At 71.8% G+C, this 16,724-nt stretch carries 14 protein-coding genes and 1 tRNA gene; 3 read left to right on the top strand and 12 right to left on the bottom strand.

Annotated elements, in window-relative coordinates; genetic code table 11:
* Positions 1-67 precede the first annotated feature (67 nt).
* The 4 genes from ACUY4T_RS01010 to ACUY4T_RS00995 form a co-directional block, all read right to left on the bottom strand.
* Positions 68-2,485 carry a transglycosylase domain-containing protein gene (locus ACUY4T_RS01010; RefSeq protein ID WP_446017034.1) on the bottom strand — a complete coding sequence of 806 codons (2,418 nt, stop codon included), beginning with the start codon at positions 2,483-2,485 and terminating at the stop codon, positions 68-70.
* A 174-nt stretch (positions 2,486-2,659) separates the two neighbouring features.
* A tRNA-Gln gene (locus tag ACUY4T_RS01005) sits at positions 2,660-2,731 on the bottom strand.
* A gap of 76 nt (positions 2,732-2,807) precedes the next feature.
* Complete coding sequence (gene gltX, locus ACUY4T_RS01000; protein WP_446017033.1) at positions 2,808-4,322, bottom strand: glutamate--tRNA ligase; 1,515 nt, start codon at positions 4,320-4,322, stop codon at positions 2,808-2,810.
* A complete protein-coding gene (locus ACUY4T_RS00995) occupies positions 4,315-5,295 on the bottom strand; it encodes a LysR family transcriptional regulator (RefSeq protein ID WP_446017032.1) in 981 nt (326 codons plus the stop codon). The genes gltX and ACUY4T_RS00995 overlap by 8 nt, the downstream gene beginning before the upstream one ends.
* 81 nt (positions 5,296-5,376) lie before the next feature.
* Between ACUY4T_RS00995 and ACUY4T_RS00990 the strand changes: the two genes are divergently transcribed.
* Positions 5,377-6,444 carry an aminotransferase class V-fold PLP-dependent enzyme gene (locus ACUY4T_RS00990; protein WP_446017031.1) on the top strand — a complete coding sequence of 356 codons (1,068 nt, stop codon included), beginning with the start codon at positions 5,377-5,379 and terminating at the stop codon, positions 6,442-6,444.
* 42 nt (positions 6,445-6,486) lie between these two features.
* Here ACUY4T_RS00990 and ACUY4T_RS00985 read toward each other — a convergent pair whose 3' ends face one another.
* From ACUY4T_RS00985 to ACUY4T_RS00975, 3 genes are read right to left on the bottom strand one after another with little or no spacing between them, the layout of a single operon-like run.
* Positions 6,487-7,260 carry a fumarylacetoacetate hydrolase family protein gene (locus ACUY4T_RS00985; RefSeq protein ID WP_446017030.1) on the bottom strand — a complete coding sequence of 258 codons (774 nt, stop codon included), beginning with the start codon at positions 7,258-7,260 and terminating at the stop codon, positions 6,487-6,489.
* 45 nt (positions 7,261-7,305) lie between these two features.
* The gene (locus tag ACUY4T_RS00980) at positions 7,306-8,424 is read right to left on the bottom strand and encodes a branched-chain amino acid aminotransferase (protein WP_446017029.1); all 1,119 of its coding nucleotides are present in this window, start codon (positions 8,422-8,424) and stop codon (positions 7,306-7,308) included.
* Positions 8,425-8,445: 21 nt separating this feature from the next.
* A complete protein-coding gene (locus tag ACUY4T_RS00975) occupies positions 8,446-9,513 on the bottom strand; it encodes a 3-isopropylmalate dehydrogenase (RefSeq protein ID WP_446017028.1) in 1,068 nt (355 codons plus the stop codon).
* A 138-nt stretch (positions 9,514-9,651) separates the two neighbouring features.
* Between ACUY4T_RS00975 and ACUY4T_RS00970 the strand changes: the two genes are divergently transcribed.
* Positions 9,652-9,915, top strand: coding sequence for a DUF6458 family protein (locus tag ACUY4T_RS00970; RefSeq protein WP_446017027.1), 264 nt, complete (start codon positions 9,652-9,654; stop codon positions 9,913-9,915).
* Between the two features lie 31 nt (positions 9,916-9,946).
* Here ACUY4T_RS00970 and ACUY4T_RS00965 read toward each other — a convergent pair whose 3' ends face one another.
* Positions 9,947-11,515: an MFS transporter gene (locus ACUY4T_RS00965; RefSeq protein WP_446017026.1), complete on the bottom strand. Its 1,569-nt coding sequence runs from the start codon at positions 11,513-11,515 to the stop codon at positions 9,947-9,949.
* Positions 11,516-11,594: 79 nt separating this feature from the next.
* Between ACUY4T_RS00965 and ACUY4T_RS00960 the strand changes: the two genes are divergently transcribed.
* Complete coding sequence (locus ACUY4T_RS00960) at positions 11,595-12,161, top strand: TetR/AcrR family transcriptional regulator (protein WP_446017025.1); 567 nt, start codon at positions 11,595-11,597, stop codon at positions 12,159-12,161.
* Here the strand turns inward: ACUY4T_RS00960 and serA are convergent.
* The 4 genes from serA to ACUY4T_RS00940 form a co-directional block, all read right to left on the bottom strand.
* On the bottom strand, positions 12,148-13,740 hold the full coding sequence (gene serA, locus ACUY4T_RS00955) for a phosphoglycerate dehydrogenase (protein WP_446017024.1): 1,593 nt from the start codon (positions 13,738-13,740) through the stop codon (positions 12,148-12,150). The genes ACUY4T_RS00960 and serA overlap by 14 nt on opposite strands.
* A gap of 151 nt (positions 13,741-13,891) precedes the next feature.
* Entirely contained in the window at positions 13,892-14,245 is a 354-nt protein-coding gene (locus tag ACUY4T_RS00950) for a bacitracin resistance protein (protein ID WP_446017023.1), read from the bottom strand.
* Positions 14,242-14,712, bottom strand: coding sequence for a DNA polymerase III subunit gamma/tau (locus ACUY4T_RS00945; RefSeq protein WP_446017022.1), 471 nt, complete (start codon positions 14,710-14,712; stop codon positions 14,242-14,244). The genes ACUY4T_RS00950 and ACUY4T_RS00945 overlap by 4 nt, the downstream gene beginning before the upstream one ends.
* 110 nt (positions 14,713-14,822) lie before the next feature.
* A complete protein-coding gene (locus ACUY4T_RS00940) occupies positions 14,823-16,685 on the bottom strand; it encodes a 5'-nucleotidase C-terminal domain-containing protein (RefSeq protein WP_446017021.1) in 1,863 nt (620 codons plus the stop codon).
* Between the last annotated feature and the right edge of the window lie 39 nt (positions 16,686-16,724).

Genomic DNA, 16,724 nt, shown 5'->3' with positions numbered 1-16,724 from the left:
CGCACCCGAGCCGAAGGCGTCCCGCGCATCGCGCGGGGCGCCTTCGTCGTGTCGGGAACGTTCCGTCCTACCCCGGCGACGGCGTGACGGTGGGTTCGGCCGGGTCCGCCTGGCCCGGCGGCGCGACCGGAGCGGGCTCGACCGGCGTCGGCTCGGGCGCGGGCTCCGCGGTCGGGTCCGGTGCGGGCGGCGCCGGCGCGGCCGGCGGCTCGGGCGGTGCGGCCGGTCGTTCGACGGCGTTGGCATTGACATCGTCGTCGCCGTCGTCTCGCCCGGGCGACGTCGGTGCCGGGGCGGGCTCGATCCCGGGGATGTCGACGCGCGGCACGACCGGCTCCATGCCGGCCTGGGTGAACGGGTCGCCACCGTACTTCGCCGCGGCGACCGACATCACCTCCGGCCACATCCGGTGCCTCGCCTCGGCCGCACGGCCGGTCTCGAAGAAGATGCCCCGCTGGTTGGCGTCGCCGTTCACGCTGACGACGCCGACGGCGGTGGCGACCTTCGAGCTGGCGCCGATCATCCAGGTGTCCTTGGCACCATCCGTCGTACCCGTCTTGCCGATGAGCGGCACGGACGGCACGGTGTTGGCGTTCGACTGCTGGCCCGTCCCGCTGGTCATCACCGCGCCCATCGCGGTGTGCATGGCGGCGGCGACCTCGGGCACGACGGATTGCGTGCAGTTCGACTTCGGCGGCGCGATGTCCTGCCCGTCCCGCCCGATGATCCGGTCGATCGCGATGGGCGAGCAGGTCACGCCGTTGTTGGCGACTCCGGCGAAGGCCACGGCCATGGTGAGCGGTGCGACCTCGTTGGTGCCGATGACCGACGACGGGCCCTGCTGCAGCACGTCCCCGTTCGCCCGGTGCACTCCGAACGCCTCCGCGCGCTTGCGGATGCCGCAGAGGTCGAGCTCCTTGGCCATGCCGACGAACCCGGTGTTGATCGACCCGATGGTCGATTCCATCGCGCTGTAGTTCGCGCCGGCCTCGTTCGCGTCGTTGCGCGGATTCCAGTCGCCGGCGAAGTGCGGTCCGAGGCAGCTGTCCTGGAACGTGCCCCAGTTGCTCTTGCGCCGCGAGTCGACCCGCTCGCCGAGGCCGCGGCCCATGCTCAACCATTCCGCGAGCGTGAAGATCTTGTACGACGAACCCGGCTGGAAGCCGCGCGATCCGCCGTAGTCGTAGTCGGTGTTGTAGTTGATGCTCGTGTACTGCGGCCCCTTCGCGAGGACCGCCGGGTCCTGGCTGTAGGTGCGGTTCTGCGCCATCGCGAGCACCCGGCCGGTCCCGACCTGGACGGAGGAGATCACGCCGCCGACGTCCCAACCGGGATAGGTCGCCGGCACGTGCGTGGTGACCGCCTTGACCGCGGCGGCCTGCAGGTCGAGGTCGAGGGTGGTGTGCACCTCGTAGCCGCCGCGCCGGAAGTTGAGGAACCGCTCCTCCTCGTCCTCTCCGAACGTCGGGTCGTTCTGCAGGATGTTCTTGACGTAGTCGCAGAAGTAGGCGTTCGGGCCTGCGGTCTGGCATCCGGTGCTGGGCTCGGTGATGACCGGTTCGACGGGCGTGGCGAGCGCCTCGTCGAGTTGGGCGACCGTGATCTTCTCCTCGGCGAGCATCGCCCTGAGGATGTAGTCGCGGCGCGCGGTGTTGGCCGCGTAGCCGTTCTCGACGCCGTTCTCGGGGTCGGCCGGCTGGTCGAGGCGGAACTTGCCGGGGTTGTTCACGATCGCGATGAGCGAGGCGGCCTGCGCGAGCGTGAGGTCGGCCGCCGTCGTGCCGTAGTAGTACTTGGCCGCGGCCTCGATGCCGTAGACGGTTCCGCCGAAGCCCGCGATGTTGAGGTAGCCCAGCAGGATCTCGCTCTTGGTGTACCGCTTCTCGACGCCGATCGCGAGGCGCATCTCCTTCAGCTTGCGGTCGATCGTGGTCTCGGTCACCGCGTCGTAGCAGCCGTCGCGCTCCTCCTGGTCGGCGGCGAGCCGCTCGCATTCCTGGACCCGCACGTTCTTGACGTACTGCTGCGCGATGGACGATCCGCCCTGCGTCTCGCGGCCCGTCGCGGTCGTCGCCGCCGCGCGGATGGTGCCCTGCAGGTCGATGCCGTTGTGGTCGTAGAAGCGGGGGTCCTCACCGGCGATCGCGGCGTCCTTCACGAACTGGCTGACCTGGTCCCACCCGACCTCCACCCGGTTCTGGTCGTAGAACGAGGCGAGCAGGACCCGGTCGCCGTTCGACCGCTTCGCGTAGATGTTGCTCTTCTCGCTCAGCTCGCCGATCTGGAGGTAGCTCGGCAGGTTCTCGAACATCGAGATCGTGCTCGAGGCGGCGACCCCTGCCGCGGCGAGCGCCGGGGTGACGGCGACGGTCACGAGCATCGCCGCCGCCGAGCTGGCGGCGACGAGGCCGATGAACCCGCCGAGGACGCCGAGCGGCGTGCGCGTCTCGGCGAAGTCGCGATTGCGCATGTTGCGGCGGTCCACGGAACATTCCCCCGATCACTGCGAGCGGGTGCCGGCCGTTCGGTCACCGGTCCGCGACGCAGGTGTCCATTCCATCGAATCGCAGGGTGGTCGCGATGTAAAGCCGCCACGAGCGGGGACTCGATCACGGTCCTGTAACGCGAAAAGACCCGCGATCGCTCGCGGGTCTCATTGCTGGGGTACCTGGACTCGAACCAAGAACAACTGAACCAGAATCAGCCGTGTTGCCAATTACACCATACCCCAAGGCCGGCGAACCGAGGTTCCCGGGCCGACATGTAACTGTAGCCTACGGGCCCTCCCTCGCCAAACCGAGGGACCCTCAGCCGATGAGGGCCGCGAGCCGGTCGATCCGGTCGAGCGAATCGACGCGGCCGAGGATCTGCATGGACTCGAACAGGGGCGGCGAGACGCGCCGCCCGGAGACCGCGACGCGCACCGGGCCGAACGCGACTCGCGGCTTGAGCCCGAGTCCGTCGACGAGCGCGTCCCGCAGCGCCTCCTCGATCTCCGAGTGCGTCCACGACTCGCCGGGGATGCGCTGGAGCGCCTCGCGCGCCGCCGAGAGCACCTCGGGCGCGTCGGCCGGGAGCGTTCCGACCGCCGCCTCGTCGTACTCCAGCTCGGCGGCATCCGTGAACAGGAACCCGAGCATCACGGGCGCCTCCCCGAGCAGTCCGATGCGCTCCTGCACGAGCGGCGCCGCCTGGGCGAGCAACGCCTCCTCGGCCGGTGCGATCGGCGTCTCGACCACGTCGGCGGCCTGGAGGTAGGGAACGGTCCGCGCGGCGAAGTCGGCCGCGTCGAGGCGCCGCACGTGATCGCCGTTGATGGCCTCGGCCTTCTTCAGGTCGAAGCGCGCGGGGTTCGGGTTCACGTCGGCGACGTCGAAGGCGGCGACGAGCTCGTCGCGGCTGAACACGTCGCGGTCGGCCGAGAAGCCCCAGCCGAGCAGCGCCAGGTAGTTCAGGAGCCCCTCGGGGATGAAGCCGCGGTCGCGGTGGTGGAACAGGTTCGACTCGGGGTCGCGCTTCGACAGCTTCCGGTTGCCCTCTCCCATGACGTAGGGAAGGTGCCCGAATCGCGGCACGAAGCTCGTCACGCCGATGTCGATCAGCGCGTGGTACAGCGCGACCTGGCGGGGCGTCGAGCTCAGCAGGTCCTCCCCGCGGAGCACGTGGGTGATGCCCATGAGGGCGTCGTCGACCGGGTTGACCAGCGTGTAGAGCGGGGCGCCGTTCGGCCGCACCACCACGAAGTCGGTGGTCGATCCGGCTGCGAAGTCGATCCGGCCGCGCACGAGGTCGTCGAAGCCGAGGTCGACGTCGGGCACGCGCAGGCGCAGCGCGGGCTCACGGCCCTCGGCGCGGAACGCCGCGCGCTGCTCGTCGGTCAGGTCGCGGTCGAAGTTGTCGTACCCGAGCTGCTTCGGCCGGCCGGCCGCCTCGTTGCGCGCGTCGATCTCGTCGGCCGTCGAGTAGCTCTCGTAGACGTGACCGGCGGCCTTGAGGCGCTCGATGACGTCGGCGTAGATCTCGCCGCGCTGCGACTGGCGGTACGGACCGTGGGGGCCGCCGACGTCGATGCCCTCGTCCCACTCGAGCCCGAGCCAGGTGAGCGCGTCGATGATCTGCGCGTAGCTCTCCTCGCTGTCGCGAGCCGCGTCGGTGTCCTCGATGCGGAACACGAACGTGCCGCCCGTGTGGCGCGCGTAGGCCCAGTTGAACAGGGCCGTGCGGACGAGGCCGACGTGCGGCGTTCCGGTGGGCGACGGGCAGAAGCGCACTCGGACGTCGGCGCCGGTCGCGGTCGTGGTGGGGTGGGTCGTCTCAGGCATCGCCATCAATGGTACGGCCCGCCGCCGCCCCGTCCCGTCCGGAGACGAGGGCCGCGAGCAGGCCGGCGGCGGCCGCGACCGCGGGCACGCCGAGGGCGCCCTTCGCGGTGACGAGGTGCATGGTGCGTCGGTCGTCGTTGGCGGTTCGCCGGATGGAGACCCCGGGGCGGATTCCGGCGGATCGCACGGCCAGTTCGGGCAGCACGGCCACGCCGAGCCCGGAGGCGACCATCTCCTCGACGGCGACGAAGTTGTCGGTCTCGACGGCGATGCGGGGCACGAAGCCGGCGGCGTCGCAGAGCTCGAGCAGGTGACCGCGGCACCTCGGGCATCCGGCGATCCACGCCTCCCCCGCGAGACGCGCCAGCTCGACGACCTCGGCCTCCGCGAGCGGATGCTGCGCGGGGAGCACCACGCGCATGGGGTCTTCGCCGATGGAGACGACGTCGAGTCCGCGAGCGCTGTCGCGATGCGGGTCGGCGCGGTCGCCGGGATAGCTGAAGGTCAGCGCGAGGTCGGCGCGATCCTCGCGGACCGCCGCGACCGCCTCGGGCGGCTCGGCCTCCACGAAACTCACCCGCACGCCGGGATGACGCTCGGCCATGCGGGCCATGAACGCCGGCACCAGCGTCGGCGACGCCGACGGGAAGGCCGTCAGCCGCACCTGCCCCGACCTCAGCCCGCGGAGGTCGGCGAGTTCGCCGCGCGCCGCCTCGAGCGCGGTCGCCACTGCCGCGCCGTGCCGCGCGAGCACGCGCCCGGCCGGAGTGAGGCGGATCCCGCGGCCCGTGCGCTCGACGAGCGCCGTTCCGGCGTGGCCCTCGGCCCTACGGACCTGCTGGCTGAGCGCCGGCTGGCTGACGCCGAGCGCTGCAGCGGCGGAGGTGATGGATCCGTGCTCGGCGACGGCTCGCAGGGCGAGCAGGCCTGCGGCATCGACGGCGAACGGAGAGGTCGCGGTGTCGGAGCCCATGCGACCAGCATAAGCAATCCTTATGCGCCGAATGCGAGACTGCCACTTCCGCTGATCGTTCGCACGGCGCAGGCTGTCGGTATGTCCCGCTCGACCCCGCTCCCCCGCCTCCCGGAGCCGGCCGGTCCCCTCCCCAGCTTCGCGACCGGCCGCGGATACCTCGCCGCGTGCACGCTCGGCATCCCCGCGAGGGCGACCGTCGAGGCGCTCTCGAACGACCTCGACCGGTGGTCGGCCGGCCGGAGCTCGGCCGCCGACTACACGGCCGTGGTCGAACGGGCCCGCGGGCACGCGGCGAGCCTGCTCGGCACGAGCTCGGACCGGATCGCCGTGGGCTCGCAGGCCTCGGTGTTCGTCGGGCTCGCCGCCGCATCCGCACCGGCGGGCGCGCGCATCGTCGTCGTCGACGGCGACTTCAGCTCGGTCGTTGCCCCGTTCCTCGCACGAGGCGACCTCGACGTCCGCCAGGTGCCGCTCGAGCGCCTTCCCGATGCGATCGCTTCGGGCACGTGGCTGGTCGCGTTCTCGCTCGTCCAGTCCGCGACCGGCGAGATCGCCGACGCAGCGTCGGTGGTCGCGGCGGCACGGTCGGCCGGGGCCCTCGTGCTCGTGGACACGACGCAGGCTACGGGCTGGATGGCGACCGACGACCTCGGTGCCGACGTCGTCGTGTGCCACGCCTACAAGTGGCTCTCCGCTCCGCGCGGCGCCGCCGTCATGGCCGTCAGCGACCGGGCGCTCGCGGAACTCCTCCCGCTGACCGCGGGCTGGTACTCGGGCGAGGATCCGTGGGCGTCCTGCTACGGCCCGGAACTGCACCTCGCCGACGGCGCGCGCCGGTTCGACGTGTCGCCCGCCTGGCACGCGTGGGTCGGAGCAGAGGTCGCGCTGCGGCTGGCGGCCGGGCTCGACCTCGGGCAGGTGACCCGCCACGACCTGGCCCTCGCCGACGCGTTCCGGGAACGGCTCGACCTGCCGCCGTCGGCGAGCGCGATCGCGACGTGGCCGGATCCGGACGGGTGCGACCTGGCCGCGCTCGCCGCCGCGGGCGTCACCGCATCGGGTCGGGCGGGGCGGGCACGCGTGGCGTTCCACCTCTGGAACGACGAGGAGGACGTCGACCTCGCCGCGACGGCGCTCGGCCGCTGACGTCCGCCGTCGGCCGTGGCGTGCGGTCGCCGGACCGAGGGCTCAGCCGGCGGCGCGGACCGGGTTCGCGAGCGCGCCGAGCCCGGTGACGCTGACCTCGACGGTGTCGCCGACGGCGAGCGGTCCGACCCCGGCCGGCGTGCCGGTGAGGATGACGTCGCCCGGCAGCAGCGTGAACACGTTCGACGCGTAGGCCACGATGGCGGCGACGGAGTGGACCATGTCGGCCAGGCGGCCCTCCTGCCGGCGCTCCCCGTTCACGCTCGTCTCGATCGTGCCGCGGTCGAGGTCGACGTCGGTGTCGATCACCGGCCCGAGCGGGCAGAAGGTGTCGAAGCCCTTCGCCCGGGTCCACTGTCCGTCGCTGCGCTGCAGGTCGCGGGCGGTGACGTCGTTCGCGATCGTGTAGCCGAAGATCACGGATGCCGCGTCGGCCTCGCTCACGCGACGTGCGATGCGGCCGATGACGACGGCGAGCTCGCCCTCGAACTCGACCTGCGAGCTCTCCGGCGGGAGCACGATGGCGTCACCGGGCCCGATCACGGCCGTGTTGGGCTTGAGGAAGAGCAGCGGCTCGGCCGGCGACTCGCCGCCCATCTCGGCGGCGTGGTCGTGGTAGTTCTTCCCCACGGCGACCACCTTCGATCGCGGGATCACCGGCGCGAGGAGCTTCGCCTCGGCCAGCGGCACGCGCTCGCCCGTCGGGTCGTACCCCGCGAACATCGGGTCGGCCTTCAGGACGACGAGCTCGTGCTCCTCCTCGTCGACGATGCCGAACGAGATGGACTCACCGTGGGCGAAGCGCGCGACCTTCATGCCCCAAGCCTATTGGTCGGACCCCGGACGGCTCCGGCGCCGGCGTCAGCCGTCGAGGCGGAGCATCCAGCCGTGGCGGTCCTCGACGCGCCCGTACTGGATGCCGGTGAGCTCCTCGCGCAGCGACAGGGCCAGCTCGGAGGCCTCGGGCCCGTTGTGGACGATCTCGAAGTCCTCCGCGAGCAGGCGCCCGATCGGCGTGACGACCGCCGCGGTGCCGCAGGCGAACGCTCCGACGATCTCGCCGGATGCCGCGCCCTCGCGCCACTCGTCGATCGTGACCGGCCGGCTCTCGACCGAGTGGCCGCGGTCGCGCGCGAGCTGGAGCACCGAGTCGCGCGTGATGCCCTCGAGGATCGAGTCGGACTCGGGCGTGACGAGGCGACCGTCGCGGTGGACGAGGATCACGTTCATCCCGCCGAGCTCCTCGAGGTAGGTGCCCTGGTCGAGGAAGAGCACCTGCTGGCAGCCGTGCTCGGCCGCCTCCGCCTGGGGCAGGAGGCTCGACGCGTAGTTGCCGCCGGTCTTCGCCGCGCCCGTGCCGCCCTTGCCCGCTCGGGCGTACTTGGTCGACAACCAGATCGACACCGGCTTCACGCCGCCGTGGAAGTACGCTCCCGCGGGGCTCGCGATCAGGTAGTAGGCGACCTTCTTCGCCGGGCGCACGCCGAGGAACGCCTCCTTGGCGAACATGAAGGGACGCAGGTACAGGCTCGTCTCCGGCGCCGAGGGGACCCACGCGGCATCCACGGCGATGAGCTGCTCGAGCGAGTCGATGAAGTACTCGGTCGGCAGCTCGGGCAGCGCCAGCCGGCGCGCCGAGCGCTGCATGCGGGCGGCGTTCTCGTAGGGCCGGAACGACCACACCGAACCGTCGGCGTGCCGGTAGGCCTTGAGCCCCTCGAAGATCTCCTGCGCGTAGTGGAGCACGGCGGCCGAGGGGTCGAGCTGGATCGGCCCGTAGGGCGAGACGCGCGGACGGTGCCATCCGCCCTTCTCGGACCAGCAGATGTCGACCATGTGGTCGGTGAAGTGGTTGCCGAAACCGGGGTCGGCGAGGATGGCCTCGCGCTCGGCGTCGGTCTTCGCCGCCTCGTTGCGCGTGACCTGCCAGGTCAGGCCGGCCGGCGACGGGGTCTGCAGGGTGAGGTTCGTCGTGGTCACGATGTGCTCCTTCGAAGCGGGTCAGTGGGCGCCGACGGCGGCACCGATGCGGGCGGCGATCGCGTCGCCGATCTCGGAGGTCGAACGCCGCGCGCCGCCGCGTTCGGCGACGTCGGCCGAGACCGCCTCGCGCACCCGCTGGGCGGCGGCGGGGTACCCGAGGTGGTCGAGCAGGAGCGCGACCGAGAGGATGGCCGCGGTCGGGTCGGCGATGCCCTTCCCGGCGATGTCCGGAGCCGAACCGTGCACGGGCTCGAACATGCTGGGGAACCGGCCGTCGGGGTTGATGTTGCCCGAGGCCGCGAGTCCGATGCCGCCGCTGATCGCGCCGGCCAGATCGGTGAGGATGTCGCCGAAGAGGTTGTCCGTGACGATGACGTCGAATCTAGCAGGATCCGTGACGAGGAAGATGGTGGCGGCGTCGACGTGCAGGTAGTCGACCGCGACCTCCGGGTACTCGGCCGCGACGGTGTCGACGATGCGCTTCCAGAGCGAGCCGGCGAAGACGAGCACGTTCGTCTTGTGCACCAGGGTCAGCCTCTTGCGCGGGCGTGCCGATGCCGCCGCGAACGCGTAGCGGACGACGCGCTCGACGCCGTACGCGGTGTTCACGGACACCTCGTTCGCCACCTCGGCCGGCGTGCCGACGCGGATGGCGCCGCCGTTGCCGACGTACGGGCCCTCGGTCCCCTCGCGGACGACGACGAAGTCGACCTCGCCCGGGTCGGCGAGCGGGCTCGCGACACCCGGATGGAGGATGCTCGGGCGGAGGTTGACGTAGTGGTCGAGCTCGAATCGGAGCTTCAGGAGCAGCCCGCGCTCGATGTTGGCTCCGGCGAGCCGCGGGTCGCCGGGCACGCCGCCGACCGCGCCCAGCAGGATCGCGTCGTGCGTCTTGATCGCGGCGAGGTCGTCGTCGGTCAGGGTGTCGCCGGTCTCGAGGTACCGCCCGGCTCCGAGCGAGAAACGCGTCTGCTCGAACGCGACATCCGATCCCGCCGCCGCGTCGAGCGCCTTCAGCGCCTCGCCGACCACCTCGGGTCCGATGCCGTCGCCCGGGATGACCGCGAGCCTGACCGTGGGTACCATGAACTCTCCTTCGTGCGCCAGCCCTCCCAGAGTACTGTCCGAGTGAACCCCTGCTCACTACACTCGGCCTCAAGAGGGGAGGCCCCCCGCCTTCCCCGTGCGCGGCACACGCCGCCCGAGTGAAAGCAGGCACCCCCTATGAGCATCGGTCTCGGAATCGTCCTCTTCGCCATCGGCGCCGTCCTCGCGTTCGCGCTGAACCTGGCGGTCGACTGGATCAACCTGCAGATGGTCGGGTACATCCTGATGGCGGCGGGCGCCGTGGTGATCATCATCGGCCTCGTCCTGCTCGCCCGCCGTCGCAGCTCGGTGTCGACCTCGCGCACCACCGTGGACCCGGCCACCGGCGACCGCGTGACGCGCCAGGAGACCTCGCGACCGGACGACACGACCGCGGTCTGACCCGCACCGATCGCCCCCGCGGGGCGTCGCCTCACTGCGAGGCGGCGCCCCGCGGCTCGTTCAGGGTGGTCGCGGCGACGATCCCGGCGGCGACCATGAGCAGCGAGCCGATGAGGGCGGTGACCGTGATCCCCGAGGCGAAGGCGTCGGCCGCGGATGCCGCGAGCTCGGCGCCCGTCGCCGCGGGCAGGGACTCGGCGAGCGCCATCGCGCCCGCGAGCGTCTCCCGCGCCGCATCCGCCTGGCTGGCGGAGAGGCCGACGGGCAGCTCGATCGCCGTGCGGTACCACGCGGCGAGGATGCTGCCCAGCACCGCGGTGCCGAGCACGGCGCCCAGCTCGTAGGCGGTCTCGGACACCGCCGATGCCGCGCCGGCCTTCGCCGACGGGGCACTGGAGAGGATCAGCTCGTTCGAGACGGTCTCGGCGACGCCGATGCCGACACCGAGCATCACGAACGCGATCACCACCCCGGCCACCCCGTGGCCGGCCGTCATGGCGATCACCAGGTAGCCCGCGGCCGACAGTGCGATCGCCGAGGGGACGAGCACCCGCGGGTGCACGCGGCGCGAGATCGGCACGACCGCGAGACCGGCCGCGATCATGGCGACCAGCCCGGGGGTGAGGGCCAGTCCGGCCTGCACCGGCGAGAGCCCGACGATGAGCTGCAGGTGCTGCGAGACGAAGAAGAGGAACCCGACCAGCGCGATGACGCTGAGCAGGTTCACGAGCACTCCGCCCCCGAACGAGCCCTGTCGGAAGAGGCGCACGTCGAGCATCGGGGCCGACGAGCGCAGCTGCCGTCGCACGAAGAGGGCGCCGAGGGCGAGGCCGCCCGCCAGCGCGAGGACGCCGACCGCGTCGAGCCCGTCGATGGCGAGGTGCTTGATGCCGTACACGGCGCCGCCCATCGCCGCGAACGAGAGCAGGATGCTCGGCACGTCGATCGGCCCCGGGGCGGGGTCGCGGCTCTCGGGGATGAGCGACGGCACGAGCACCACGAGCGGCACGAGGACGGGCACCGCCAGGAGGAACACCGACCCCCAGGCGAAGTGCTCGAGCAGGACGCCGCCGACGATGGGCCCGAGCGCGCTGCCCGCGGCGAAGCCCGACGCCCAGATCGCGATCGCGAGTCGGCGCTGCTCCCGGTCGGCGAACACCGAGCGGAGCAGCGACAGCGTGGAGGGCATCAGCATCGCGCCGAAGAAGCCGAGCGCAGCGCGGGCGAGGATCAGTGCCTCGGCAGTGGGCGCGTACGCGGCGGCCACGGACACCAGCGCGAAGCCGATCGATCCGATGAGCAGCATCCGGCGCCGTCCGAACCGGTCGCCCGCACTGCCCATCGCGACCAGCAGGGCGGCGAGGACGAGCGGATAGGCGTCGATGATCCACAGCTGCTGCGCGGCCGTCGGCCCGAGGTCGAGCGCGATGGCCGGCAACGCGAAGCTCAGCACCGTGTTGTCGACCGAGACCAGCAACACGGGCAGCATCAGCACGGCCAGCGCGATCCACTGCCGCCGCGTCGCCCGCGCCCGGCGGCCGGGGTCGATGCGGTCGGCGGCGGATGCCGCGTGGGTGGCGCTCGTCGTCTGGTTCGTCATGGGTCTCGTCCTATTACTGTACCGTCTGGACGGTAGAGTATCAGATGCCGAAGACCCCCTCCTCGCTACGATCGGACGCATGAGCCGCCCACCCGCCGCACGCGACGCCGTGCTCGACGCCTTCGAGCGCATCCTCATCGACGCGGGCGAGCGCGCGGCCACCCTCGACGCGACAGCGAAGGCCGCGGGGGTGTCGAAGGGCGGGCTGCTCTACCACTTCGCCAACCGGGAGGCGCTCGTCGACGGCGTGCTCGAACGGTTCTCCCGGCTCGTCGACGACGACATCGCCGTGCTCGAGCGCGCCCCAGAAGGGGCGGTCGCGTACTTCGTGCGATCGTCGGTCGCGATCGGGTCCCCGCTCGACCGCGCGGCGGTCGCCGCGACGCGCCTCGCGCAGGCCGGCCACGAGGCCGCCGCCCGCACCATCCGCTCGGTGCGCGAGCGCTGGCTCGAGGCGGTGCGCCGGCACGTCTCCGATCCGACCGTCGCGCTGGCGATCACGCTCATCGGCGACGGCCTGTACTACGACTCGGCCCTGCACGGGCAGGACCCGGAACTCGGCATCGACGCGCCCGCCCCCGCGGAGATGGACGCGCTGGTGGCGCTCCTCGAACGCCTCGCCGGGGACGCCCCTACGACTCGGTGATGTCGATCTCGACCATGGCGTCGGCGTCGATCGCCGTGCGCACCCGCTCGATGACCTCGGTCGGAACGGGCGAGTCGACCGTGAGCACCGACAGCGCCTGGCCGCCCGCCTCGCGCCGCGCGATCTGCATGCCCGCGATGTTGATCCCGGCGTCGCCGAACTCGCTGCCGTAGACCGCCACGATGCCCGGGCGGTCGGTGTAGATCATCACGATGTGGTGGTCGGCGATCGGCACCTCGATGTCGTAGCCGTTGATGCCGACGAGCTTCTCGGTCTGCTTGGTGCCCGTGAGCGTGCCCGATACCGACACCTGGGTGCCGTCGGCCAGCGCGCCGCGGAGGGTGATGACGTTGCGGTACTCGGGGCTGTCGGCGTCGGCGATGAGGCGCACCGCGATGCCGCGCTGCTCCGCGAGCAGCGGCGCGTTGACGTACGAGACCGTCTCGCTCACCACGTTCGTGAAGACGCCCTTCAGCGCCGCCAGCTTCAGCACGCTCACGTCGTAGTCGACGAGCTCGCCGTGCACCTCGACGTCGAGGCTCGTGAGGGGCCCGTGTGCGAGGCCGGCGAACAGCTGGCCGAGCTTCTCCACGAGCGGGATGCCCGGGCGCACGTACGGGTCGATGACCCCGCCGGCCACGTTTACGGCGTCGGGCACGAGCTCGCCCGCCAGCGCGAGGCGCACCGACCTGGCGACCGAGATGCCCGCCTTCTCCTGCGCCTCGTCCGTCGAGGCGCCGAGGTGCGGCGTGACGACGACGTTCGGCAGGGCGAGGAGCGGCGACTCCTTCGGCGGCTCCTGCACGAAGACGTCGAGCCCTGCGCCCGCGATGGTGTTCGCGACGAGCGCGTCGTGCAGCGCGTCCTCGTCGATGAGGCCGCCGCGCGCGACGTTCACCACGTATGCCGTCGGCTTCATCTTCGCCAGCTGGGCGGCGCCGATCATGCCGGTGGTCTCCGGCGTCTTGGGCATGTGGATCGTGATGAAGTCGCTGCGCTCCAGGAGCTCGTCGAGGGTGACCGTCTGCACCCCGAGCTGCTGCGCTCGGGCCGCCGTGATGTAGGGGTCGTAGGCGATCACCTCGACCCCGAACGCCTGCAGTCGCGCGGCGATGAGGGCGCCGATGCGGCCGAGGCCGATGATGCCGACGGTCTTCTCGTAGAGCTCGGTGCCGGTGTAGGCCGAGCGCTTCCACTCCCCCTGCGCCAGCGCGGCGTGCGCGGCGGGGATGTGACGGGCCAGGCTCAGGATGTGACCCACGGTGAGCTCGGCGGCCGAGATGATGTTCGAGGTCGGAGCGTTCACGACCATCACGCCCGCGGTGGTCGCGGCCTTGATGTCGACGTTGTCGAGCCCGACGCCGGCGCGGGCGACGACCTTCAGCGATCCGGCCGCGGCGATGGCCTCGGCATCGACCTTCGTGGCCGATCGGACGAGGATGGCGTGCGCATCGGCGATCGCCTCGAGGAGCGCCGGGCGGTCGGTGCCGTCGACGTTCCGGATCTCGAAGTCGGGTCCGAGGGCATCGACGGTGGCGGGCGAGAGTTCTTCGGCGATGAGCACGACCGGCTTCGACACGATGGGTCCTTCACGGGATTCGGATGGGTGCGCGTGCACGCATGCGCCGGCATCGTCGGAGGCGCGGGGACGGGCTCATGCTACTTGAGCCGCCGGACGGCTCCGAATCGTGTGACGTGCGCAGGCGAGCGCGCACCCTCGCCCGAGGTGCTCAGGCGAGCAGGGCCCCGACGCCGAACATCAGCAGGATGTCGAGGTAGAGCAGCGCGGAGACGGCGAGCCCCGCGAGGTACACCGCCGCCTGCACGACGGCGGAACGCCGCCGTCCGATGAGGAAGGCCGCGGCGAACAGCGCGACCGGCAGGAGGATCGCCGCGATCAGGACGACCCAGCCCAGCCCGCCGATCGTGGTGCCGAGCGTGTCGGCGAGCCCGGCCACGCCCACGAGGTTGCCGACCGCCTCCCATGCGTCGTACGCGTAGAACAGGCCGAAGGCGATCGCGAGGGCGACCTCGATCCAGAACGGCGTCGGGCGCACCGGCGCCGGGGCCTCGGTCGCGCTCACGCCGTCACCCCCGCCACGAACGGGACGGGCAGCAGCACCACGGCGCCGACCAGCAGCCACACCAGGCGCGCCCTCGTCCGGCCGCGCGTCAGCGTGAAGCCGACCCCGAACCACAGGGCGGGCGCGAGCACCGCGATCCAGAGGCCGAGCGAGAACATGAACTGGCCGACGGGGTCGGCGGCGGGGTTCTGCACGCGGAGCACGGTCAGGATCCAGCCGAGCGTGTACAGCAGGTAGACACCGCCGAACACGCCCAGCAGCACGAGCTCGGCCGAGCCGGGCTGGTCGGGCCCGCCGACGGCGGTCTCCGCTTCCCGGTCCGCCGATGCCGCGGCGTCCGTCTCGCGATCGCGCGGCGCCGCCGCGGGCGCCGGCGCGCCGACGGCCCGCCACCCGGGCGCGAGCGTGGCGTCGTCGTCACCCTCCCAGCGAAGGGCCTCGTCCTCGTCGTCGCCGCCTCGGGTCATGGCGCCCAGCCTAGCGGCGCCACCCGCCGCCGGACATGCGGAGGCCGGTGGCGCCGGGATGATCCCCGCGCCACCGGCCCGTCGTGCATCCGCGATCAGAGCTCGCGCGATCAGAACACCGGAGCGCCGTCGCGCACGAGCCGCCAGTTCGCGACATGGAAGTCGGCCGGGTCGATCACGCCGGCCTCGCTCGCGTACGAGACGATCGCCTCGCGGATCGCGACCTGCGCGTTGTAGACGACCGGGGCGGTCGTGATGTGGGGGAACCCGCCACCGCCCGACTGGCGGTAGTTGTTGACGGCGACGAGGAACTGCTGGTCGGGTGTGACCGGGGTGCCGCCGTACGTGAGGTTGGCGATGCGCGAGCCCACCGGCTTCGAGATGTCGATGTCGTAGTCGATGCCCGAGAACTGGTCGAAGTTGTAGTCCGGGGTTCCGCCCGCGTTGGTCCACGACGTCGGCGAGACCGGGTCTCCCGGCCCCACCTGCGCGAAGTACTTCACGGAGTACTCGAGGTACTCGGCGATCTGCGCACCCGTGAGCACGGACGCGAGGAGGGTGTTGTCGTAGATGTACAGCCCCGCCACGTCCTTGATCGTGACCTCGCCCGCAGGGAAGGTGGCCGCCCGGTTGAACGGGGCCGCGATCGAGACGATCGGCAGCGCCGCCTCGGGGGTGCCCGCCACGGCCGCCGCGACGGTCGCGGTCTGCACCGCGTTGACGTAGTCGAGGATCGGGGTGTCCTTCCAGCACGCCTCCGCCGCCGACATCGCCACGACCGACGTCGCGACCGGGGTGTTCACGTACTGCACGACCGCGTCGTGCTGCGCGCGGACCACGCCGACCAGGGCCGGGTCGTCGACGACCGTGTTGGTGTTCACCGTCGTCGCCGAACTCGATGCGACGCTCCACTTGCCGCGGGCGAACTCGAGGGTGAGGTCGAAGACGCTGACGCGCTGCCCCCAGTTCTTCGGTTCGCTCAGGATCACCCGGCGCCCGGTCTCGGCGTTCGTGACGAACCGCTGCGGGACGTCACGGTGGGCGTGGCCGAAGAGGATGGCGTCGATGCCCGGCACCTGCTCGGCGACGAGCGCGGCGGCGTTCTCCACCGGGAGCTCGTCGCCGTACGACGAGAGCCCGCTGTCGCCGGAGTGGGCGCTCACGACGACGATGTCGGCGCCGTCGGCCTTCATGACCGGCACCCAGCGGGATGCCGCCTCGACGAGGCCCTGCACCTCGATGCGGCCGCTCACGTTGGCCTTGTCCCAGATGACGACGCCCGGATTGGTGAGTCCGAGCACGCCGACCCGGATGGGCGGCCGGCCGCTCACCTTGATCGTCTTGATCGTGTAGGGCGTGAAGGCGGGCACCTTCGTGTCGGCGTGCACGGCGTTCGCCGCGAGCACGTCGGCGTCCATCTGCGAGATCCAGTACTCGAGGAACTCGAGGCCGTAGTTGAACTCGTGGTTGCCGAGGGCGACCGCGTCGTAGCCGATCGCGTTCATCTGCGCCGCGATCGGGTGCGTGGCGCCCGACTTCGTCACCGGGTCGACCAGCGCGTAGTAGAACCCGAGCGGCGAGCCCTGGATCGTGTCGCCCGCATCGAACAGCAGCGTCCGGTCGCGGCCGCGCTGGGCGCGGATCTGGTTCACGACGCTCGACACGCGGGCGAGGCCGACGGCGTTGCCGGCGCTGTCGCTGTACGTCGCGTCCTTGTAGTAGTCCCAGTTGACGGCGTTGCTGTGCAGGTCGGACGTGCCCATGATCGTGATGGTCACGGCGCCCTCCGGCGGGGCCGCGTGCGCCGCCGCCGGCCATCCGGCCGCGGCGAGGACGCTGGCAGCGGATGCACCGACGAGCACGTTGCGCCGGCTGAGGCCGGTCGCGACAGGCGTCGCCGCCTCCTCCTCGGGGACGGCGCAGGAGCACCAGCGCGGGGTGGGTTCGGGGCGGGGGTGGGAATGACGGGTCATGAACTCAGATGTGACCACAACGGGTGCCGCCGAGACAAG

The organism is Agromyces arachidis (genome assembly GCF_052805135.1).
Note: the sequence above shows the minus strand (reverse complement) of the source record. Positions and strands in the feature narration are given on the sequence as shown.

Excerpts from the sequence above, each read along its gene's own strand:
- gltX (WP_446017033.1), bottom strand. The coding sequence starts at position 4,322 with ATGCCTGAGACGACCCACCCCACCACGACCGCGACCGGCGCCGACGTC.
- ACUY4T_RS00995 (WP_446017032.1), bottom strand. The coding sequence starts at position 5,295 with ATGGGCTCCGACACCGCGACCTCTCCGTTCGCCGTCGATGCCGCAGGC.
- ACUY4T_RS00990 (WP_446017031.1), top strand. The coding sequence starts at position 5,377 with ATGTCCCGCTCGACCCCGCTCCCCCGCCTCCCGGAGCCGGCCGGTCCC.
- ACUY4T_RS00985 (WP_446017030.1), bottom strand. The coding sequence starts at position 7,260 with ATGAAGGTCGCGCGCTTCGCCCACGGTGAGTCCATCTCGTTCGGCATC.
- ACUY4T_RS00975 (WP_446017028.1), bottom strand. The coding sequence starts at position 9,513 with ATGGTACCCACGGTCAGGCTCGCGGTCATCCCGGGCGACGGCATCGGA.
- ACUY4T_RS00970 (WP_446017027.1), top strand. The coding sequence starts at position 9,652 with ATGAGCATCGGTCTCGGAATCGTCCTCTTCGCCATCGGCGCCGTCCTC.
- ACUY4T_RS00965 (WP_446017026.1), bottom strand. The coding sequence starts at position 11,515 with ATGACGAACCAGACGACGAGCGCCACCCACGCGGCATCCGCCGCCGAC.
- ACUY4T_RS00960 (WP_446017025.1), top strand. The coding sequence starts at position 11,595 with ATGAGCCGCCCACCCGCCGCACGCGACGCCGTGCTCGACGCCTTCGAG.
- ACUY4T_RS00945 (WP_446017022.1), bottom strand. The coding sequence starts at position 14,712 with ATGACCCGAGGCGGCGACGACGAGGACGAGGCCCTTCGCTGGGAGGGT.
- ACUY4T_RS00940 (WP_446017021.1), bottom strand. The coding sequence starts at position 16,685 with ATGACCCGTCATTCCCACCCCCGCCCCGAACCCACCCCGCGCTGGTGC.